We start from the raw sequence: 19731 nt of genomic DNA on the forward strand, positions 1-19731 counted from the left end.
TGCTTTTCATGGATACCGCCTCGATCAAGCAATACCTTCTCGATCTGCAGGAGCGCATCGTCAGCGCGCTGGCTGAGGCCGACGGCCAAGCCTTTCTGCGCGATGAATGGCAGCGCCCGGCCGGCGGCGGTGGCATCAGCCGCCTACTGGAAGGTGGTGCCTTGCTGGAGCGCGGCGGGGTGGGCTTCAGCCATGTGACCGGTGACAAGCTGCCGCCCTCGGCCAGCGCGCACAGGCCGGAGCTGGCCGGACGTGCCTGGGAGGCCATGGGCGTATCGCTGGTATTTCACCCGCGCAACCCCTATGTGCCGACGGTGCATATGAATGTGCGCATGTTCCGCGCCCATGCCCCCGGCCAGCCGGATGTCTGCTGGTTTGGCGGCGGCATGGACCTGACGCCTTACTATGGCTTCGAGGAGGATGCGGTACATTTCCACCGCACCTGCCACGATGCACTGGCCCCCTTTGGGGAGGAGCGCTACCCGCGCTACAAGGCCTGGTGCGATGAATACTTCTTCCTCAAGCACCGCAACGAGCCGCGCGGTATAGGCGGCATCTTCTTCGATGATGTGAGCGAGCTGGGTGTGGAGCAGGGCTTTGCCATGCTGCGTTCAGTGGGCGATGCCTTTCTGACGGCCTACTTGCCCATCGTCGAGCGTCGCCGCAGCATGGCTTATGGTGAAACCGAGCGCGACTGGCAGGCCTACCGCCGCGGCCGCTACGTGGAGTTCAACCTGGTCTGGGATCGCGGTACGCTGTTTGGTCTGCAGTCGGGCGGCCGTACCGAGTCCATCCTGATGTCCATGCCGCCGGTGGTGAACTGGCGCTACGACTACCACCCGGCGGCAGGCACGCCCGAGGCGGCCTTGCTGAGCGACTTCCTGACCGCCAGGGATTGGCTGGCGACGCCTGCCGCCTGAGGCGCCATGGTGTGAATTGAATGATGCGGCGCAGTCCTGCGAGGGATTGCGCCGTCATCTTTTTAGCGGCCGATACGACGGCGAACGGGCTCGGGCTTGGCTGCCATCACCAGAGGGATGGCGAAGGGACCGAGCAGGGCGACCAGCATCTTCCAACTATGGGTCGGCTTGATATGCCGCTGCTTGGCGATATGGAGGCAGATCACGGTGGAGAGCAGCCAGATGATGGCAGGGACGTAGGCGGTCATGGTGAGCTCCTGAATCGTGGTCGTGCGACCGATATAGTCATCCTGACACAGAAGCGTGTTCCGGTGGGTGTGTTTACTGCCAAGCTATCTTGCGCCGGGTCATGGCTGCTTGGATTGGGGATAGGTTTAGCAGCTATCGCCGCAGTATCCGCGTGTTGCGCGATTTGGGGCGGGACACACTCACGCCCTAATCGCACGAAGTGCGGATAAGGCGGCGTCAGCCGCCAAGCCGCTCAACTGAATTGGCAGATTCCTCCATTCATTGCCGTTATCCCCGATTGCATCTGTTGTCATGCCAAGAACGACTACAAAGCCCCGTTGGTCGCTTTTTTGTCACAATCTGTCGTTATGTTGAAAATCTTTGACAGTTATATAGACATAAGCCATTGATTTATAACAAATCATGCGCTGCACAAAAGCGTTGCACACGCGGTGTTTGCTCCGCTAGAATCGTTCAAGCCTGTCAGAACTCAAGGGAGTTCGGCAGGCTTTGTTTTCGATGTGCCTGGCTGGCTGTATGCCGACCCCAACGCCGTTGCCCCTCCCTACATCGCGACACCCGCGCGATGTCCGCCACCAGATCGAGCGAACCTCGACCGGTTGGCCGCAACGCATCCCCCCGCGTGTTTCCACGCCGGCCGGAACCAGGCGCCGCTCCCCAGATAAAGGGGCGATGAGAGCATGCTGCAGCCACAAGCCGCGCGCATTGCCCTATGTCGCTCCGCACGTACACGGGTATCACGCACATGGATGACAGACAGCGCCGCCTAGACGGTACGCTTTACCGCCCCAGCTTCGAGCAGGACTCCTGCGGCTTCGGCCTGATCGCGAATATGGACGACAAGCCATCGCACTGGCTGGTCTCGACCGCGATCTCCTCGCTGGCCAATCTGACCCACCGCGGCGCCGTGGCGGCCGACGGTAAATCCGGCGACGGCTGCGGCCTGCTGTTCCGCAAGCCAGACAGCTTTCTGCGCACCGTGGCCAAGGAAAAAGGCCTGGAGCTGGCGCATCACTACGCTGCCGGCCTGGTTTTCCACAGCGCCGACCTTGAGCTCGGCAAGGCCTCGCTCAACACCCTCAAGGCCCAGCTTGAAGAGCAGGGGCTCGAGGTGGCCGGTTTCCGCACTGTACCGACCGATACCCGTGCCTGCGGCGAGTATGCGCTCAAGACCCTGCCGGCCATTGCCCAGGTGTTCGTGAACTGCCCCGCCCATATGGATGCCGCCAGCTTCGAGCGCCGCCTCTATATCGGCCGCCGGTTGGCCGAGAAGGCCAACAAGGGCGACGCCAGCTTCTACATTCCCACCCTGTCGGCCCACACCATCTCCTACAAGGGTCTGGTGACGCCCGAAAACCTGCCGGTGTTCTTCCCCGACCTGCAGGACGAGCGCTTCACCTCCTCGCTGGCGGTATTTCACCAGCGCTTCTCGACCAATACCTGGCCGCAATGGAAGCTGGCGCAACCGTTCCGCTATGTTGCCCACAACGGTGAAATCAACACCATCTCGGGCAACCGCTCCTGGGCTCGCGCCCGCGAAGCCATCATGGCCTCGCCGCTGATCCCGGACATGGACGATATCCGCCCCATCGTGCAGACCGATGGCTCGGACTCCATGAGCCTCGACAATATGCTCGAAGGCCTCCTGATGGGCGGCATCGACTTCTTCCGCGCGTTGCGCCTCCTGGTACCGCCGGCCTGGCAGAACGTCGATACCACCGACAAGGAGCTGCGTGCCTTCTACGAATACAACTCCATGCACATGGAGCCCTGGGACGGCCCGGCCGGCATTGTGCTCACCAACGGCCGGTACGCCGGCTGTATGCTGGACCGTAACGGCCTGCGCCCGGCCCGCTACGTGCTGACCCGTGATCGTCATCTGACCATCTCGTCCGAGATCGGTGTCTGGAACTACAAGCCCGAAGACGTGGTGAAGAAGGGCCGTGTGCGGCCCGGTCAGATCATGGCGGTGGATCTGCAGTCCGGACAGCTGCTGCTGCCGCACGAGATCGATATCAAGCTCAAGTCCGCTCACCCCTACCGGCGCTGGATCAAGCAGTACGCCACCCGGCTGGAGCTCAGCATGGACGAGGACAGCGGCCGCTCGGAACTGTCGCGCGACCAGCTCAATGTCTATCAGAAGCAGTTCCAGATCAGCTTTGAGGAACGCGATGCGGTGATCCGCGTGCTGGCCGAGGACGGCCAGGAGGCGGTTGGTTCCATGGGTGACGACACCCCCATGGCGGTGCTGTCGCAGAAGGTTCGCTCGCCCTATGACTACCTGCGCCAGCAGTTCGCCCAGGTGACCAACCCGCCGATCGACCCGATCCGCGAGGCGGTGGTGATGTCGCTGAACACCGTGTTCGGCTCAGAGAAGAACATCTTCGAAGAGACCGCCGACCACGCCAAGCGCATCGAGGTCAGCAGCCCGGTATTGAGTTTCGAGAAGTTCAAGCTGCTCACCCAGCACGAAGACCCGCAGTTCCGTTCGCAAACCTTCGATCTTTGCTACGATGCCGAGAGCACCACGCTGCAAGCGGCGATCGCAGCGCTGAGCGAGCAGGTGGTGGCGGCCTCGCGTGCTGGTATCGCAATCGCTGTGCTGTCGGACCGCCATATTGCCAAGGGCCGCATTCCCATCCATGCGCTGTTCGCCACCGGTGCGGTGCATACCGCACTGGTCAACGCCGGCCTGCGCTGCAAGACCAACCTGTTGGTCGATACCGCCACCGCGCGCGATCCACATCAGTTCGCCTGCTTGATCGGCTATGGTGCGACCGCGGTCCATCCCTACCTCGCCTACGAGGTGATCGCCGACCTGATGCAGGCCGGTGTGATTACCGACAAGCAGTCCGAGGCGATGAGCCGCTACCGCAAGGGTATCAACAAGGGTCTCCTGAAGGTGCTGTCCAAGATGGGCATCTCCACGGTGGCCTCCTACCGTGGCGCGCAGCTCTTCGAGGCGGTCGGTATTGCCGAGGAGATCGTCGAGACCTGCATGCCCTTCACCGTCAGCCGGGTGGGTGGTGCAGGCTTTGCCGACTTCGATGCCGATATGCGCGCGCTCAACAAGCAGGCTTTCAACGCGATGCGGCCGATCTCGCAAGGTGGTCTGCTCAAGTACGTGTTTGGCGAGGAGTACCACGCCTACAACCCGGACGTGGTGATGCAGCTGCAAAAGGCAGTGCAGAATGGCGACTACGCCGAGTATCTGCGCTATGCCGAGCTGGTGAACACCCGCCCGGTGGCCATGCTGCGTGACCTGATGAAGCTCAAGGTCGATCCGGCCCTCGCCATCCCCGTGGACGAGGTTGAACCGCTGGAGGCCATCCTCAAGCGTTTCGATTCCGCCGGCATGTCGCTGGGCGCGCTCTCGCCCGAGGCGCATGAAGCACTGGCCGAGGGTATGAACCGCCTGGGCGGCCGTTCCAACAGCGGTGAGGGCGGTGAAGATCCGGCCCGCTATGGCACGGTGCGCATGTCCAAGATCAAGCAGGTGGCCTCCGGCCGTTTTGGCGTGACCCCGCACTATCTGGTCAATGCCGAAGTGCTGCAGATCAAGGTGGCACAGGGTGCCAAGCCCGGTGAGGGTGGCCAGTTACCCGGTGACAAGGTCAGCGGTCTCATTGCCCGCTTGCGGCACGCGAAGGAAGGTATCAGCCTGATCTCGCCGCCGCCGCACCACGACATCTATTCCATCGAGGATCTGGCCCAGCTGATCTTCGATCTCAAGCAGGTCAACCCCTCGGCCCTGGTGTCGGTCAAGCTGGTGGCCGAGCCCGGCGTGGGCACGGTGGCCGCCGGTGTGGCCAAGGCCTATGCCGACCTGATCACCATCTCCGGCTACGACGGTGGTACCGGCGCCAGCCCCTTGTCGAGCGTGAAGTATGCCGGTTCGCCCTGGGAGCTGGGCCTGACCGAGGCGCAGCAGGTGCTGCGCGCCAACGGCCTGCGCGGCCGGGTGCGGGTGCAGACCGATGGCGGCCTCAAGACCGGCCTGGACGTGATCAAGGCCGCCATCATGGGCGCCGAGAGCTTCGGCTTCGGTACCGGCCCCATGGTGGCGCTGGGCTGCAAATTCCTGCGCATCTGCCATCTCAACAACTGCGCGACCGGTGTGGCGACCCAGGAGATCAAGCTGCGTTCCAAGTACTTCATCGGCTTGCCGGACATGGTGGTGAACTACTTCACCTTTATCGCCCGCGAGACCCGCGAGTGGATGGCCAAGCTCGGTATCCGCAGCATGGCCGAGCTGATTGGCCGCACCGACCTCTTGGAGCTGCTGGAAGGCGAAAGCCGCCGCCAAGGTCAGCTGCAGCTGGGTGTGCTGCTAAGCCAGGGTGGCATCCCCGAGGATGAGCCGCGCTACTGCGTGACCGAGGGCAACCCGAGCTTCGACAAGGGCGAGCTGGCCGAGAAGATGCTCAAGGACGCACTGCCGGCCATCGTCGCCAGGACGCCGGTCACGCTCGAGTACAACGTACGCAACATCAACCGCTCCATCGGTGCGCGCTTGAGTGGCGAGATCGCCCGCCAGCACGGTGCCGATGGCCTGCCGGCCGGTACGCTGGATGTGCGCCTCAAGGGCTCGGCCGGGCAGAGCTTTGGCGTGTGGAACGCCAAGGGCCTGCACCTGACGCTGGAAGGCGACGCCAACGACTACGTGGGCAAGGGCATGAACGGTGGCAGGTTGGTGATCTATCCGCCTGCCGGCGTGATGTACCAGCCACACGAGGGCACCATCATCGGCAATACCTGCCTGTACGGTGCAACCGGCGGCGAGCTGTACGCCTCCGGCCTGGTGGGTGAGCGCTTCGCAGTGCGCAATTCCGGCGCGCTGGCGGTGGTGGAAGGCATGGGTGACCATGGTTGCGAATACATGACCGGTGGCTGCGTGATCGCGCTGGGCCAGACGGGCATCAACTTCGGTGCGGGCATGACCGGGGGCTTTGCCTTCGTGTATGACCGCGACGAGAAGTTTGCCTATCGCTACAACAACGAGCTGATCGATATCCACCTGATCAATGGCGAGGCGATGGGCCAGTACCGCGCCTTCCTGAAGGAAAAGATCGAGCAGCATGTGGCCCTGACCGGCTCGGTGATCGGCGCACAGATCCTGGAAGACTTCGACGACTACGTCGACTACTTCTGGTTGGTGAAGCCCAAGGCCGCCAAGATCGAAAGCCTGTTGAAAGACTAAACATGCCGTCCGTGGCCCAGGTGGCCACGGGGTGAAAGGAAGCAACCGTCATGGGTGATGTTTTCAAGTTCCTCAACCTGCCGCGCGACCCCGGCCAGAAGTTCGAAGCCGAGTTCCGCCGCCGCAAGTTCATCGAGATCTACGCGCCGCTGCAGAAGGGCGAGGCTGCCGAGCAGGCCGGCCGCTGCCTGAGCTGCGGCAACCCCTATTGCGAGTGGGAGTGCCCGGTCCACAACTACATCCCCAATTGGCTCAAGCTGGTTGAGGAAGGCAAGCTGTTCGAAGCGGCCGAACTGAGCCACAAGACCAATTCGCTGCCCGAGATCTGCGGCCGCGTCTGCCCGCAGGACCGCCTGTGCGAAGGTGCCTGCACCCTCAACCAGGGGGGCTTTGGCGCGGTGACCATCGGCTCGGTGGAGAAATACATCACCGACGAGGCCTACAAGCAGGGCTGGCGGCCGGATATGTCCAAGGTGCTCTGGACCGACAAGCGAGTCGCCATCATCGGCGCCGGTCCGGCCGGCCTTGCCGCTGCCGACGTGCTGGTGCGCAATGGCGTCAAGCCGGTGGTGTACGACCGCTATGAAGAGATCGGCGGCCTGCTGACCTTCGGTATTCCCGAGTTCAAGCTGGAGAAGGACATCGTGGTTCGCCGCCGCCGCATCCTCGAAGAGATGGGCGTGGAATTCCGCCTCAATACCGAGATCGGTACCGACGTCGAGTTCGAAACCCTGCTGGCCGAATACGATGCGGTCTTCATGGGTATGGGCGCTTATGAATACATGAAGGGCGGTTTCCCTGGAGAGCAATTGCCGGGTGTGCTGGAGGCGCTGCCCTTCCTGGTCAACAACATCCGCTACCGCATGAACACCCTGCCTGAGGGCGAGCGCCACCTGAGCATGGAAGGTAAACGGGTGGTGGTGCTGGGTGGTGGCGATACCGCCATGGACTGCAACCGCACCAGCATTCGCCAGGGTGCAGCCCAGGTGGTTTGCGCCTACCGTCGTGACGAGGCCAATATGCCGGGTTCCAAGCGCGAGGTCGCCAACGCCAAGGAGGAGGGCGTGGCCTTTCTGTGGAACCGCCAACCGGTAGAGATCGTGCAGCACAACGGTGCACTGGGCGTGAAGCTGGTAACCACGCAGCTGGGCGAGCCGGATGCCAAGGGCCGTCGTTCGCCGGTGGTGGTGCCGGGCTCGGAAGAGATCATCGCCTGCGATCACGTGATCGTGGCCTTCGGCTTCCAGGTCAAACCAGAACAGTGGTTCGAGCAGCACGGCATCAAGGTCGACGAACGTGGCCGTACCGTGGCTCAGGCACGCCAGACCTACAAGCACCAGACCAGCCACCCCAAGGTCTTTGCCGGTGGTGACCAGGTGCGGGGTGCCGATCTGGTGGTGCGTGCGGTGTTCGAGGGGAGGCAGGCTGCCGAGGGGATATTGGAGTATATCGGCGTCTGGTAATATACCAACGTCGTTGGACATGGAACGGCACGGTTTACCGTGCCGTTCTGCTGTCTGGCATGGTGAATATCTTAGATATCTCTTAATGGAAGTTTACCCAACCTTGGTTGGGGCCTACCTTGCTGGTCTTTGGGCTTGGACGCGGCAGGTTCTAGGATCATAGGCATGAAGATCTTTTCTTTCTTGTTGCTGACCCTGCCGCCGCTGGCGGCGGCTGCCGGTCCGGTGCTGATCGAGTACCGTGACAAGCCACCCTACAGCTATAGCGAGCATGGTCAGCCGCGTGGTTTCCTGCTGGACCGCACCGCCGAGATTTTCCGCTTGGCCAAGGTGCAGGCGACCTTTCTGGAAATCCCCACCAAGCGGTTGACGGCCGATCTGCAGGCCAACCGCGTACTCATCTGTTCGCCAGGCTGGTACAAGTTGCCGGAGCGCGAAGCCTATGCCCGCTTTTCCCTGGCTATGCACCAGGACAAGCCCCAGGTAGTGCTGGCGGGCAACCATGCGTTGACGGCGGTACGTGCCCACAAGTCGCTGCAATCCTTGCTGGCAGATACCAAACTGTCCATGGGTGTGGTCGACGGCGCCTCTTACGGGCCTGAACTGGATCGCATGATCACCGCCATGCCGCGACCGGCCATGCGTGCTACGGTGGCGCCGCTGCAACTGGCCAAGATGATCTCGGCCCGGCGTGCCGACTATATGCTGATCGATCAGGAGGACCTGACCTATCTGGATCAGCGCCGCGAGGTGACCGAAGCGGGCCTGGTACGCGTGGACTTTGCCGATGCGCCGCCGGGACTCAAGCGCTACCTGATGTGCAGCAAGCGGCTTGATACGGCCACTATGGAGCGGCTCAACGCCGCCATACGCAGCCTGATGCCGGGCTTGAATCCCTGAGTACCCGCCTTGGGGGCGGGTACTCAGGGGGCTGACGGGCTTACTTCTTCTTTTTCTGCTGTTGCGCGCTCTGGCGCTCCAGCGTCTTCTGCACCATATCGTTCACCACCGGTCCCATGCGGGCCATGCTGATCTGCATGGACTCCTGCATGATCTGCGGCATCTTGGCCAGCATCTTCTGGCCGGTGGACGAGCGATAGAAGGCGGTGATGTCCTGGATTTCCGCCGTCTCGAAGTACTTGCTGTAGGTGCCGTACATCACCTCCTGCATCAAGCCGCCCATGTCGAACTTGGCCAGGCTGTCGTTGAAGGCCTTCTCCAGTTCAGGCAGCTCCTGTTCCACCTTGCTCAGTGCCGCCTGCCGCTGGGCCGGGTTCAAGCGCTTGTCCTGCTCGATGGCGGCCACGGCGCCCTGTTTCATCAGCGCGCCGGATTGGGCGCTGATCTGCGCCAGCATCTGCGGCCCCAGTGCCTTCAGGTTCATCACCTCGATCAGCTCCTGGATGGCCTGGCGCTTGTCGGCCGGGATTTCATCAGCCTGGGCGCTGCCCAAGAGGCAGGCGGCCAGCAGGGCCAGGGCGTAGCGTTTCAGTTGTTGCATGGTTTTCCTCTTTTCCTTTGTTATCGATGCTTACGGTTTGCCACGCCGGCGGCGTAGTCTGCTCAACCCGCCTTCAGTTCGGCAAAGCAGAGCGCCAGCGCGTCCTGCCAGCTGGGTGGGGTCAGCCCGAAGGTGGCCTTGAGCTTGGCAAGGTCGAGCCGGGAATTCTTGGGCCGTTTGGCCGGGGTGGGATAGGCCTCGCTGGCGATGGCTCCCAGCGTGGCGGGCACCTTGTCGCCCTGCGCTGCGGCCAGCGCGAAGATGGCCTCTGCAAAGCCGTGCCAGCTGGTGGTGCCGCCATTGACCAGATGGTAGGTGCCGCTGACGGCGGCCCAATCGGGCCGGCCGGCGACGATATGGCCGGTCAACGTGGCGATGGTGCGGCTGCTGGTCGGCGCACCGATCTGGTCTGCGACGATATTGAGTGCATCGCGCTCGCGGCCGAGTTTGAGCATGGTCAGAAGGAAGTTCTTGCCGCGCGGGCCATAGACCCAACTGGTACGCAGGATCAGGTGCTGGCAGCCGCTGGCGCGGATCGCCTCCTCGCCAGCCAGCTTGCTGGCTCCGTAGACATTGGGCGGTGCAACCGGGTCGCTCTCGCGCCAGGGTGTCTCGCCCTCGCCCGAATAGACATAGTCGGTCGAGTAGTGGATCAGCGGTATGCCCAGTTGCTTGGCTTCTTCGGCCAGCACCTGCGGGGCGGTGGCATTGATCGCATGGGCCAGCTCCGGCTCGCTCTCGGCCTTGTCCACCGCGGTATAGGCCGCTGGATTGACGATCAGGGTGGGGCGTAGCGCCCGCACTGCGGCGCGCAATGCGTCGGGGTTGGCCAAGTCCAGTGCGGCACGCTGCGGCGCATGGACGGTACCCAGGCCTTGCAGCGTGCGTTGCAGTTCAAAGCCGACTTGGCCGTTCACGCCGGTGAGCAGGATGGTGTGTTGCATGGTGATTCCTTGATGGGGATAGGGTCAGGCCAGGTCCTGGCATTGCTGCTCGGCGAATTCCTCTACGGCGGTCAGCAAGGCCTGGGCGCGGGCGTCGTCGGCGTGCTCCTGGCGCAGCTCGGCCACGCGCGCGGCGAGGGTTGCCTGGCTGAGTCCGCCATGGCCCCCGTCGATCAGCCGCTCACTGCGGTGCTGCCGCCAGCGGGCCTGCTCGGCTTCGCTCAGCGTAGCCGGCCAGTTGCGGGCACGGTAGCGGAACAGCACCTCCTCTAGCCGAGCGTCGTCAAATCCGCTGGCGCTGCGTGCCAGGCTCAGGCCATCCATGTCGCGCAGCTTGTCGAGCTTGCGCTTGTCGCCGTCGCCCACAAAACCGTCGTAGAGGGCGCCGTCCACGTCACGTGGGCCGCCGCCGGGGGCGGCGTCACGGCTGTAGACCTGGCGCAGGGTCTGGTTCAGGGTCTTGCCATGCTGCTGCAACAGTACGGCCAGCCGTTCGGCGTGCTGCTGCGCCTGGGCCATATCGAGTTGCAGCTGCTCGGCCCGCTCGGTGGAGAGGGTGCGCAGATTGCCGACCACTACCGGCGACTTGTTGAGATGGATGGTCTTGACCGGTAACCGGGTCTCCCCTTCGGCGAGGTCGGTGCTACGGGTGAACAGGCGACGGCGGATCTGCTCGGCGTCGAGTTCGAACAATTCGCTCGGGTCGTAACGCAGGTCCCATACCGCCAGCTCGTTCTTGTTGGTGGGATGCCAGCCTACGGCGGCGACCGGCGCCAGACAGCCCTGCTCGGTAGGGTACATACCCGAGACATGCAGGAAGGCATGGCCGTCGAGCGCGCCGATCTCGTTGGCCACCTGGTCTTTCTTGCGCAGGCGGTAGCAGAAGTCGAACAGCCGGGGTTGGCGCTCGCGGATCAGCCGGGCGAAGGCGATGGTGGCGCGTACATCGCTGAGCGCATCGTGTGCGGCTTCATGGGCCAGGCCGTTGGCGGCGGTCAGCTGCTCCAGCTTGAAAGAGACCCGGCCATCTTCGTGCCGCGGCCATGCTATGCCTTCGGGCCGGAAGGCGAAGGTCGCCCGTACGCAGTCCAGGAGGTCCCAGCGCGAACCGCCGTTCTGCCATTCGCGGGCATAGGGGTCGTAGAGATTGCGCCAGAACAGGTGACGGGTCAGTTCGTCGTCAAAGCGTAGGGTGTTGTAGCCCAGGCCACAGGTGCCGGGTGCGGCCAGCTCGGCATGGATGCGGGCGACGAATTCGGGTTCGGGTACGCCGCGTTCGCGCGCAATTTGCGGGGTGATGCCGGTGATCAGCACCGAGACCGGGTCGGGCAGGAAATCGTCGCTGGGTAGGCAGAACAACTCGACCGGCTCGCCAATCTCGTTGAGCTCGGCATCGGTACGTATGCCGGCGAACTGAGCGGGGCGATCCTGCTTGGGATTAATGCCGAAGGTTTCGTAGTCGTGCCAGAAAAAGGTCGGGGTGGCGGCCATGCGGAATGGGTCTCCTCAAGGCGGGATGCGGCTTGCAGCGCACACCGCCGGTGTATACAGGCGGCACTCTAAGAGCCCCGCGCCAGCAAGGCAAATCGATGGTCGAATCTTTCCAGATGTTGCGCCATGCAAATTTCAGTATCTGTTCATGTCATCTGCGGTCAACTGACGGCCATGTCGCGCGTTTTTACAACCATGCGTGGCCGCATGGACCGCGAGACTCAAGAGACTGGAGTGCAATATGGATACCCCGTTGTTTCAGCAAACCCTGGACCGCAGCCGCCCGCACGAGTTGCAGATGGATGGCATCGACCCGTTCCGCAGCGGGCAGCTGAAATACCGTTACCTCGACAGCGGTGAGCTCGTCGTGGTGCCCAACCTCTGGTACAACCAGACCCCGGATATGCGTGCCCAGAGTTACGAAGCGCAGGCGGTCCAGCTCGATCAGCTGGCCGATGCGATGTCGCGCCGTGCTTCCTACCTGATGCTGCCGCAGGAAATGCGCGAGCTGCTTGCCCACTACAAGCAGCAGGCCGTTGCCTTCCGCGCCCAGGCCGCCCGCTTCCGTGGCGAGCAGCTGCGCCAGATCGAATGCAATACCGCCGCTGTCGCCAAGCACGACAACGGCCGCCAGGCCAGCCGCCCGCTGGGCGGCAAGAGCGCCACCCGTAGCGCGGTCGCAGCAGTCAGCTACTGAGCAGGACGGGTCAGACCCCGTTCTGCTTGAACCAGGCCAGCATGCGCCGCCAGCCGTCTTCGGCGGCTTCCTTGCGGTAGCTCGGGCGATAGTCGGCATGGAAGGCGTGGGGCGTATCGGGGTAGACCACGATCTCGCCTGCCTTGCCGGCCGACTTGAGCGCTTCGCGCATCTTTTCCACCGTATCGAGTGGAATACCGGTATCGGCCCCGCCATAGAGGCCCAGCACCGGGGCCTTCAAGTCCTTGACCAGATCGATCGGATGGCGCGGCGTCATCTCGCTGGGCTGGCCTAGCAGGCGGCCATACCAGGCCACGCCGGCCTTGATGTCCGGATTGTGGGCGGTATAGAGCCAGGTAATCCGGCCGCCCCAGCAAAAACCGGTCACCGCCAGCTTTTGTGTATCTGCTCCCTGCGCCTTGGCCCAGGCCACGGTTCGGTCGAGGTCGGACAGCACCTGGGTATCTGGCACCTTGGCGACCACGGCCTGGATGGCCTTGATGTCCTCCAGTTTGGAGACATCGCCCTGCCGCGCGTACAGCTCGGTTGCCACCGCAAAGTAACCCTGCTTGGCCAGCCGGCGGCAGACGTCGCGGATATGCTCATGTACCCCGAAGATCTCCTGCACCACCAGTACCACCGGGTACTTGCCGGGGCCGGCTGGGGCTGCACGGTAGGCGGGAATTTCGCCTCCCTCGACCGGGATCTTCACCTCGCCGGCGGTCAGCCCCTTGCTATCTGTGACGATGGTTTCGGCCTCGGCGTTCGGTACCACGGCCAGCGCAAAGCCGGTGGCGAGGGACGTGACCATGAAGTCGCGACGGCTCAGTTGCGGGGGGATGACGGTCTCTGCCACGGTATGCTCCTCGTCGAAAGGTAGGAAAGATTGGGCTGCCGCTATGGAGCGGCGAGGCCTGTTTTGGTTCGCAGGCACGCGGACAGCTGCCGCGCCTGTGCTCATAGATCAGCAAGCACCTTGATATGGGCGGCAACGCTACGCCCCAGTGCGGAGAGATCGTAGCCGCCTTCGAGTACCGAGACGATGCGGCCCTCGGCATACTCCGCCGCTACTTCCATGAGCCGTTCGGTGACCCAGGCGTAGTCGTCCTCAACGAGGCCCATGCTGGCCATATCATCTTCACGGTGGGCATCGAAGCCGGCCGAGATAAACAACATCTGCGGCTGGAAGGCCTGTAATGCCGGCAACCATTCGCGCTCCACCGCAGCGCGAAATTCCTCGCCGCGGCTGCCGGCCTTGAGCGGCACATTGTGCATATTGGGCCCCATGGGCAGCTCGCCGCTGTAGGGGTAGAAGGGGGACTGGAAGGTCGACACCATCAGCACCCGCGGGTTGTCGTGGAATAGCTCCTCGGTGCCGTTGCCGTGGTGCACGTCGAAGTCGGCCACCGCTACCCGTTCGATACCGCGGCTCAAGGCGTGCGCAACGCCGATGCCGAGGTTGTTGAAGAAGCAAAAGCCCATGGCCTTGCAGGATTCGGCATGGTGGCCGGGTGGCCGGATGGCGCAGAAGGCATTGGCGGCCGTGCCATCGATCACCAGGTCGGTGGCCTTGACCACGGCACCGGCCGCGCGCCACGCGGCTTGCAGCGTATGTGGCCCCATGACGGTATCGGGGTCCATATGGACCACGCCCTGGCTGGGCGAAGCCTGGTCGAGCGCCTCCACATAGCGTGGCGGATGGACCAGGGCCAGCTGCTCGCGGCGCACCAGCGGCGGCTCGACATGCAAGAGGTGGTCCCATAGGCCGGCGGCGATCAGCCTATCCTGGATGGCGGCCAGCCGGTCCGGTGATTCGGGATGGCCATGGCCCATATCGTGCAGGGCGCAATCGGGGTGGGTCAAATATGCCGTAGGGGCACTGCCCCTGAGCTTGCGGGCCAGCCAGCTAAGCAAGATAGGTTCTCCTCGGCGGCGCGTGCGGGTCCAGCGCGAACCATTCCGACCCGCGCCCGTCCCATGGCGCGTAGTCGTCCGCCTGCCTTGTTGCCGTGTTGTTTGGAACGCTGTGTCTCCTTCGCACAGTTTAAGGCCGGGGGTGGTATAAACCAATAGTCTGTCCCGCCTTGCCAGGCAGCCCACAACAAGAAATCTCTATGCCGGAACGTACCCTACTCGCCCCGCTGCACGCCGTGCTGGCGCAACTCGACGCCTATATCCTTGGCAAGCCGCGCGAGACGCGGCTGGCCCTGGCCTGTCTGTTGGCGCGTGGCCACCTCTTGATCGAGGATGTGCCCGGCGTGGGCAAGACCACACTGGCCCATGCGCTGGCGGCCACCCTGGGCCTCTTGTTCCAGCGGGTACAGTTCACCAGCGACATGTTGCCGGCCGATTTGATCGGGGTGTCGATCTACGACCGCGATAACCATGCCTTCCGTTTCCATCCCGGTCCGGTGTTCAGCCAGGTGGTGCTGGCCGACGAGATCAACCGGGCGACACCCAAGACCCAGTCTGCCCTGCTGGAAGCCATGGAGGAACGCCAGGTCACGCTGGACGGGGAGACCCGGGTGCTCCCAGAACCTTTCTTCGTGATCGCCACCCAGAACCCTTCGTACCAGATCGGTACCTTTCCCCTGCCCGAATCGCAGCTGGACCGCTTTCTCCTGCGCATTACCCTGGGCTACCCGGACGCGGCCGCCGAACGCGCCATGCTGCTGGGCGAGGATCGGCGTGCGATGTTGCGCGACGCCCGTCCGGCCATGGACGCTGCCGAGCTGGCGGGCTTTCAGGCCACGGTACGGCGGGTGCATGTGGCGCCTGCCCTGGTCGACTATGTGCAGGCGCTGTGCCGCGCCACACGTGAGACCGATGCCTTCCACAATGGCCTCTCGCCGCGAGCCGCACTGGGCCTGTTGGCGGTGGCGCGCGCCTGGGCTCTCCTGGCTGGCCGCGATATGGTGATTCCGGAGGATGTGCAGGCGGTATTTGGGCCGGTTGCCACCCATCGCTTGCTGGCACGAGCCAGCAACCGCCCGCAACCGGAACTGGTGGCCAAGCTGATGCAAGATGTGGCTATTCCCTGAGGCCCTGCAGCGACCGTTGCAGGCCCGCTGGCAGGCTTGGCTGCAGCGGCGCCACCCGGTCGGCACGCGAAGCCAGCGCCTGAACCAACAGCGGGTCTATATCTTCCTGAGCCGCAGTGGTGCCGGCTTTTGCCTGGTGTTGCTGGCCATGCTGGCCTGCGCAGTCAATTACGACCTGGCGCTGGTCTACCTGCTGGTCTTTCTGCTGGGCGCCATGGCACTGGTGTCCATCTTCCATACCTTTCGCAACCTGTTAGGCCTTGATCTGCTGGCAGGCCGCAGCGAGCCCTGCTTTGCCGGTGAAAGTGCCCGTTTCGAGATCGTGCTGGAGAACCTCAGCCGGCTACCCCGCCACAACCTGCTGCTGCGCTATGGAGAGCAATCAAGCGGCGCTGACGTGGCTGCCGGTGATAGCCAGAGAGTGTGGTTGAGCCTGCCTGCGTCACGGCGCGGCTGGTTGCATGCACCAAGACTGCGGATCGAGACCCATTGGCCGCTGGGAGTATTCCGTGCCTGGTCCTATGCCTACTTCGAGCAGCGGGTGCTGGTCTACCCGCAGGCCGAACTGACACCCCCGGCGCTGCCATCGGCAGCCGATGGGGAAGGCGAGGGTCGGGCGACGCCCCGCGGGCAGGATGATTTCGCTGGCCTGCGCCCCTTTCAGCGCGGTGATTCGCCGCGTCATGTCGCCTGGAAGGTCGCGGCGCGCGAATCGGTGCTGATGATCAAGGAATTCCAGGGGCAGGCCGCCGAAGCGCTCTGTTTGGACTGGGATAGCCTGCCACCCGATATGCCGGTGGAGGCACGTTTGTCGCGTCTTGTCGCCTGGGTGCTGATGGCGCAGGCGCAAGGGCTGAGCTATGGCCTGCGCTTGCCAGGACAAGCGTTGTCGCCGGATGGGGGCGAGGCCCACCTGGCAGCCTGCTTGGCAGCCCTTGCGCTGTATGGGGAAAAGTCTTGAGTGCCGAGCGGCTGGATCGGAACCAGACCTTTGGCCTTCTGGCCGTCTTGGCGGCGGTACTGCTACCGCATGCTGGCCGCTTGCCGTGGTGGTTGCTGGCAGCATTGGCAGGTCTATTTGGTTGGCGGGCCTGGCTGACCCAGGTACAAGGCAGGTTGCCACCGTCCTGGCTGCTGTTGCCTATCACCATGGCCTTGGTGGCAGGGGTCTTCTTCAACTACCACACCTTGCTGGGCCGCTCCGGCGGGGTGGCGGTACTGGCGGCCTTGGTGGGTGCCAAGTTACTGGAAACAAGAGGCCGGCGCGATGCCTTGCTGCTGGTCTACCTGAGCTACTTCCTGATAGCGACCAATTTCCTGTTCAGCCAAAGCGTGGTCATGGCGGCCTATCTGGCCGGCATGGTGCTACTGGTCAGTACGCTGCTGTTGGGCTGGCATAGCCTGCAAGGTTGGACCGGACGTTGGAAGGTGGCGCTGGCTCAGCTGCGCTTTGCCGGTGTACTGATGCTGCAGGCGCTACCGGTCATGGTCCTGTTGTTCCTGCTCTTCCCACGTATTGAAGGGCCGCTCTGGCGCTTGCCGCAAGACCGAGGCGCGGCGCGTTCGGGCCTGGCGGACAGCATGGCGCCCGGCAGTTTTTCGGCCATGGCCCGTAACGATGAGGTTGCCTTCCGGGTCGTGTTTCAGGGAGTACGGCCGCGCCAGGAGCAACTGTATTGGCGTGGCCCGGTATTCGATGATTACGATGGCCGCACCTGGAGCCAAGCGCAAAGCACGAGCGACCCGCCGCCGCGTATCGAAGCCATTGGTCAGCAGCGCTATCGTTACGCCATCACCTTGGAGCCGCACTTCCGTCCTTGGTTGCTGGCCTTGGATCTGCCGGCCGCCGAGCCACCGGAGGGCCGTCTCACCGACCATCTGCAGCTGATCGGGAGACGGTTGGTGGACAAGCGCCTGCGGATAGAACTGAGTGCCCTGGATCGCTACCGCGTGGGTCGCGAGGAGCGACCGGAACTGATTGCCCGTGCCCTGGTCTTGCCGGGCGCTGGCAACCCGCGCGCCCGTGAGTTGGCCGAAGGTTGGCGGAGATTGGCGCCGGCTGAGCGGGTGGATGAGGCGCTGCGTTTTTTCGGCCGCCAACAGTTGCAATACACCCTCACGCCACCGCTATATGGACAGGATGTGGTGGACGATTTCCTGTTCCGCGGCAAGCAGGGTTTCTGCGAGCATTTTGCCGGCGCGTTCGCCTTTGTGATGCGGGCGGCCGGTGTGCCGGCGCGGGTGGTGGGGGGGTACCAGGGTGGTGACAGCAACGGTGACTACCTGATCATCCGCCAGGCCGATGCGCACGCCTGGACCGAAGTCTGGCTGGAAGGAGAGGGCTGGCGCCGGGTGGACCCGACCTTCGAGGTCGCACCGGCCCGCATCCAGGAAGGCCTGGCCTCGGCCGTACCGGCCGATGAGCTGCCCTATCTATTGCGCTTGGACAATAACTGGGTGAAGCAGGCCCAACTGCTGATCGACAGTGCGGTCAACGGCTGGAACCAGTGGGTGGTGGGCTACAGCCCGGAGCGGCAGCGCCAGCTCATGGCCGGCCTGGGTATCGATGGCCTGACCTCGGGTCGCTTCCTGGCCTGGTTCCTTGGCGGGCTGGCAGTCCTGCTGGGTGTACCGGCTGCCTGGCTGTTGTGGCGTATGCGGCCACCGCGCCTGGACCCGGCCCGGCTGGCTTGGCAGCGCTTTGCCCGCAAGTTGGCGGCACAAGGCTTGCAGCAAGGCTTGGCTGAGGGACCGATGGACTTCGCCGGCCGTGCCAAGCAGGCCTTGCCTGCCCGTGCCGAAGCGATCGATGCCATCTTGTCGGTTTACTTGGCAAGCCGTTATGGCGGCAGGGAGTCACTGGCGGAGCTGCAAAGGCTGGTGCGCCGGTTCTCTGCCTGAGGACTGTCAACATGGCCGCTGGGTAAGCATGTGCACAGCCTGTGGATAGCCCCGGCAAGCCCTTGGTGGCGAAGACTTTGTTAGGGTTGCCTAAAAAACAGGCAGTCTGGCCGGGGGAAATCAGGGTTCATCAACAAGCTACCGGGACAAGCCTGTGCGCAGGCTGTGGATAGTTACGGCAAGTCGCTGGCGGCGAAGGGATGTTTGGGCGCTGCCTAAAAAATAGGCAGCAAGCTTCAGGCCACGCTATCCGGCCAGCCCAGTTGGCGGCAGACAGCGGCGAAGTCTTCGGCCAAGGGGGCGACCACGGTCAACGGTGTACCGAGCACGGGGTGGCTGAAGCTCAGGCGGGTGCAGGCCAGCAGCAGGCGCTGGCTGCCGAACAGCTCGGTAAACAGCCGGTTGTGGCGGCCCTTGCCATAGGTGGCGTCGCCAATGATGGGATGGGACAGGTGCTTGAGATGCCGCCGTAGCTGGTGCCGTCTGCCGGTCACTGGGTCCAGGGCCAGCAGCGCATAACGACTCTGCGGGTAGCGGTCCACGCTGTATGGCAGCTCCACCGTGGCCAGCCGGCGATAGCGGGTCTGCGCATCCTGCGGCGGGGCGATCACATCCGGCGCCTGCTCATAGTCATCGTATTGCCGGCTCAACGGGTGGTTGATCTCCCCGGCTTCGTCCGGCCAGCCACGTACGACCGCCAAGTACTGCTTGGCCACCATGCCTGCCTCGAACTGGCGCGATACGGCACGCGCGCTGTCAGGGTCCAGGCCGAACAGCAGCACGCCCGAGGTCCCCTTGTCGAGGCGGTGGATGGCATGCACCCGCTGGCCTATCTGGTCGCGTACCTCCTGCAGTGCAAAGCGGGTCTCGCGTCGGTCGATCTCGCTGCGATGGACCAGGAGGCCACTGGGCTTGTGGATGGCGACCAGATACTCGTCGCGGTACAGCACCGGGTGGATATAGGTTGGCGTAGACACAGTGCTCAGACCTTGGGCTGGCAAACAATGACCAGGGTGCCGGCGAGCGCCAGACCAACGCCGATCAGGTCGGCCGGGCTGGGCCGCAGGCCGTCGACCAGCCACAGCCACGCCAGCGCCATGGCGATATAGACCCCGCCATAGGCGGCGTAGACACGGCCACTGGCGGCCGGATGCAGGCTTAGCAGCCAGACGAAGGCCGCCAGGCTGATGCCGGCCGGTACGACCAGCCAGGGGCTGCCCTGGCCCTGCAGCCAGCGCAACGGCAGGTAGCAGCCGAGCAATTCGGCCAGCGCGGTCAGCATATAGAGCGGCAGGGTGTAACTGGACTGCATGGTGACCGGTCC

At 63.9% G+C, this 19731-nt stretch carries 16 protein-coding genes; 8 read left to right on the forward strand and 8 right to left on the reverse strand.

Going from position 1 to position 19731, the window contains the following annotated elements:
* Nucleotides 1–8 precede the first annotated feature (8 nt).
* Nucleotides 9–920 carry an oxygen-dependent coproporphyrinogen oxidase gene (hemF, locus tag VIM95_RS18645; protein ID WP_331988734.1) on the forward strand — a complete coding sequence of 304 codons (912 nt, stop codon included), beginning with the start codon at nt 9–11 and terminating at the stop codon, nt 918–920.
* A gap of 62 nt (nt 921–982) precedes the next feature.
* On the opposite strand, the gene VIM95_RS18650 is transcribed toward hemF, so the two are convergent.
* Nucleotides 983–1168 (reverse strand): hypothetical protein, encoded by a 186-nt coding sequence (locus VIM95_RS18650; RefSeq protein WP_331988736.1) that lies wholly within the window; start codon nt 1166–1168, stop codon nt 983–985.
* Nucleotides 1169–1914: 746 nt separating this feature from the next.
* On the opposite strand from VIM95_RS18650, the gene gltB reads away from it, so the two are divergent.
* The 3 genes from gltB to VIM95_RS18665 all read left to right on the forward strand — a co-directional run bounded on the left by gltB (nt 1915) and on the right by VIM95_RS18665 (nt 8732).
* A complete protein-coding gene (gene gltB / locus VIM95_RS18655; RefSeq protein WP_331988738.1) occupies nt 1915–6369 on the forward strand; it encodes a glutamate synthase large subunit in 4455 nt (1484 codons plus the stop codon).
* Nucleotides 6370–6419: 50 nt separating this feature from the next.
* On the forward strand, nt 6420–7832 hold the full coding sequence (locus tag VIM95_RS18660) for an FAD-dependent oxidoreductase (RefSeq protein ID WP_331988740.1): 1413 nt from the start codon (nt 6420–6422) through the stop codon (nt 7830–7832).
* 165 nt (nt 7833–7997) lie between these two features.
* Entirely contained in the window at nt 7998–8732 is a 735-nt protein-coding gene (locus tag VIM95_RS18665) for a substrate-binding periplasmic protein (protein WP_331988742.1), read from the forward strand.
* Between the two features lie 40 nt (nt 8733–8772).
* Here VIM95_RS18665 and VIM95_RS18670 read toward each other — a convergent pair whose 3' ends face one another.
* From VIM95_RS18670 to sbcB, 3 genes are all read right to left on the reverse strand, one after another.
* Entirely contained in the window at nt 8773–9333 is a 561-nt protein-coding gene (locus tag VIM95_RS18670) for a DUF2059 domain-containing protein (protein ID WP_331988744.1), read from the reverse strand.
* Between the two features lie 62 nt (nt 9334–9395).
* Nucleotides 9396–10277 carry a dTDP-4-dehydrorhamnose reductase gene (rfbD, locus tag VIM95_RS18675; RefSeq protein ID WP_331988746.1) on the reverse strand — a complete coding sequence of 294 codons (882 nt, stop codon included), beginning with the start codon at nt 10275–10277 and terminating at the stop codon, nt 9396–9398.
* A gap of 24 nt (nt 10278–10301) precedes the next feature.
* A complete protein-coding gene (sbcB, locus tag VIM95_RS18680) occupies nt 10302–11768 on the reverse strand; it encodes an exodeoxyribonuclease I (RefSeq protein WP_331988748.1) in 1467 nt (488 codons plus the stop codon).
* 241 nt (nt 11769–12009) lie between these two features.
* Here sbcB and VIM95_RS18685 point away from each other — a divergent pair, with 241 nt between their 5' ends.
* Nucleotides 12010–12465, forward strand: coding sequence for a hypothetical protein (locus VIM95_RS18685; RefSeq protein WP_331988750.1), 456 nt, complete (start codon nt 12010–12012; stop codon nt 12463–12465).
* Nucleotides 12466–12475: 10 nt separating this feature from the next.
* Here VIM95_RS18685 and VIM95_RS18690 read toward each other — a convergent pair whose 3' ends face one another.
* Together VIM95_RS18690 and VIM95_RS18695 are read right to left on the reverse strand one after the other, a co-directional pair.
* Nucleotides 12476–13321, reverse strand: coding sequence for a dienelactone hydrolase family protein (locus tag VIM95_RS18690; RefSeq protein WP_331988752.1), 846 nt, complete (start codon nt 13319–13321; stop codon nt 12476–12478).
* Between the two features lie 101 nt (nt 13322–13422).
* Nucleotides 13423–14379, reverse strand: coding sequence for a histone deacetylase family protein (locus VIM95_RS18695; RefSeq protein ID WP_331988754.1), 957 nt, complete (start codon nt 14377–14379; stop codon nt 13423–13425).
* Between the two features lie 200 nt (nt 14380–14579).
* On the opposite strand from VIM95_RS18695, the gene VIM95_RS18700 reads away from it, so the two are divergent.
* The 3 genes from VIM95_RS18700 to VIM95_RS18710 are packed head-to-tail and all read left to right on the forward strand — an operon-like array spanning nt 14580 to nt 18407.
* The gene (locus VIM95_RS18700) at nt 14580–15506 is read left to right on the forward strand and encodes a MoxR family ATPase (RefSeq protein ID WP_331988756.1); all 927 of its coding nucleotides are present in this window, start codon (nt 14580–14582) and stop codon (nt 15504–15506) included.
* Nucleotides 15490–16467, forward strand: coding sequence for a DUF58 domain-containing protein (locus tag VIM95_RS18705; RefSeq protein WP_331988758.1), 978 nt, complete (start codon nt 15490–15492; stop codon nt 16465–16467). Before VIM95_RS18700 ends, VIM95_RS18705 begins: the two co-directional genes overlap by 17 nt.
* Entirely contained in the window at nt 16464–18407 is a 1944-nt protein-coding gene (locus VIM95_RS18710) for a DUF3488 and transglutaminase-like domain-containing protein (protein WP_331988760.1), read from the forward strand. Before VIM95_RS18705 ends, VIM95_RS18710 begins: the two co-directional genes overlap by 4 nt.
* Before the next feature lie 236 nt (nt 18408–18643).
* Here VIM95_RS18710 and VIM95_RS18715 read toward each other — a convergent pair whose 3' ends face one another.
* Nucleotides 18644–19384 (reverse strand): pseudouridine synthase, encoded by a 741-nt coding sequence (locus VIM95_RS18715; RefSeq protein ID WP_331988762.1) that lies wholly within the window; start codon nt 19382–19384, stop codon nt 18644–18646.
* Nucleotides 19385–19389: 5 nt separating this feature from the next.
* Nucleotides 19390–19719 carry a YnfA family protein gene (locus VIM95_RS18720; protein ID WP_331988764.1) on the reverse strand — a complete coding sequence of 110 codons (330 nt, stop codon included), beginning with the start codon at nt 19717–19719 and terminating at the stop codon, nt 19390–19392.
* Nucleotides 19720–19731 lie beyond the last annotated feature (12 nt).

It is taken from the genome of Chitinimonas sp. (genome assembly GCF_036568685.1).
Taxonomy (GTDB): domain Bacteria; phylum Pseudomonadota; class Gammaproteobacteria; order Burkholderiales; family Chitinimonadaceae; genus Chitinimonas.

Coding starts and splice junctions, on each gene's coding strand:
- VIM95_RS18670 (WP_331988744.1), bottom strand. CDS start 9,333: ATGCAACAACTGAAACGCTACGCCCTGGCCCTGCTGGCCGCCTGCCTC.
- VIM95_RS18665 (WP_331988742.1), top strand. CDS start 7,998: ATGAAGATCTTTTCTTTCTTGTTGCTGACCCTGCCGCCGCTGGCGGCG.
- VIM95_RS18685 (WP_331988750.1), top strand. CDS start 12,010: ATGGATACCCCGTTGTTTCAGCAAACCCTGGACCGCAGCCGCCCGCAC.
- VIM95_RS18705 (WP_331988758.1), top strand. CDS start 15,490: ATGTGGCTATTCCCTGAGGCCCTGCAGCGACCGTTGCAGGCCCGCTGG.
- gltB (WP_331988738.1), top strand. CDS start 1,915: ATGGATGACAGACAGCGCCGCCTAGACGGTACGCTTTACCGCCCCAGC.
- VIM95_RS18660 (WP_331988740.1), top strand. CDS start 6,420: ATGGGTGATGTTTTCAAGTTCCTCAACCTGCCGCGCGACCCCGGCCAG.
- hemF (WP_331988734.1), top strand. CDS start 9: ATGGATACCGCCTCGATCAAGCAATACCTTCTCGATCTGCAGGAGCGC.
- rfbD (WP_331988746.1), bottom strand. CDS start 10,277: ATGCAACACACCATCCTGCTCACCGGCGTGAACGGCCAAGTCGGCTTT.
- VIM95_RS18650 (WP_331988736.1), bottom strand. CDS start 1,168: ATGACCGCCTACGTCCCTGCCATCATCTGGCTGCTCTCCACCGTGATC.
- VIM95_RS18700 (WP_331988756.1), top strand. CDS start 14,580: ATGCCGGAACGTACCCTACTCGCCCCGCTGCACGCCGTGCTGGCGCAA.
- VIM95_RS18720 (WP_331988764.1), bottom strand. CDS start 19,719: ATGCAGTCCAGTTACACCCTGCCGCTCTATATGCTGACCGCGCTGGCC.
- sbcB (WP_331988748.1), bottom strand. CDS start 11,768: ATGGCCGCCACCCCGACCTTTTTCTGGCACGACTACGAAACCTTCGGC.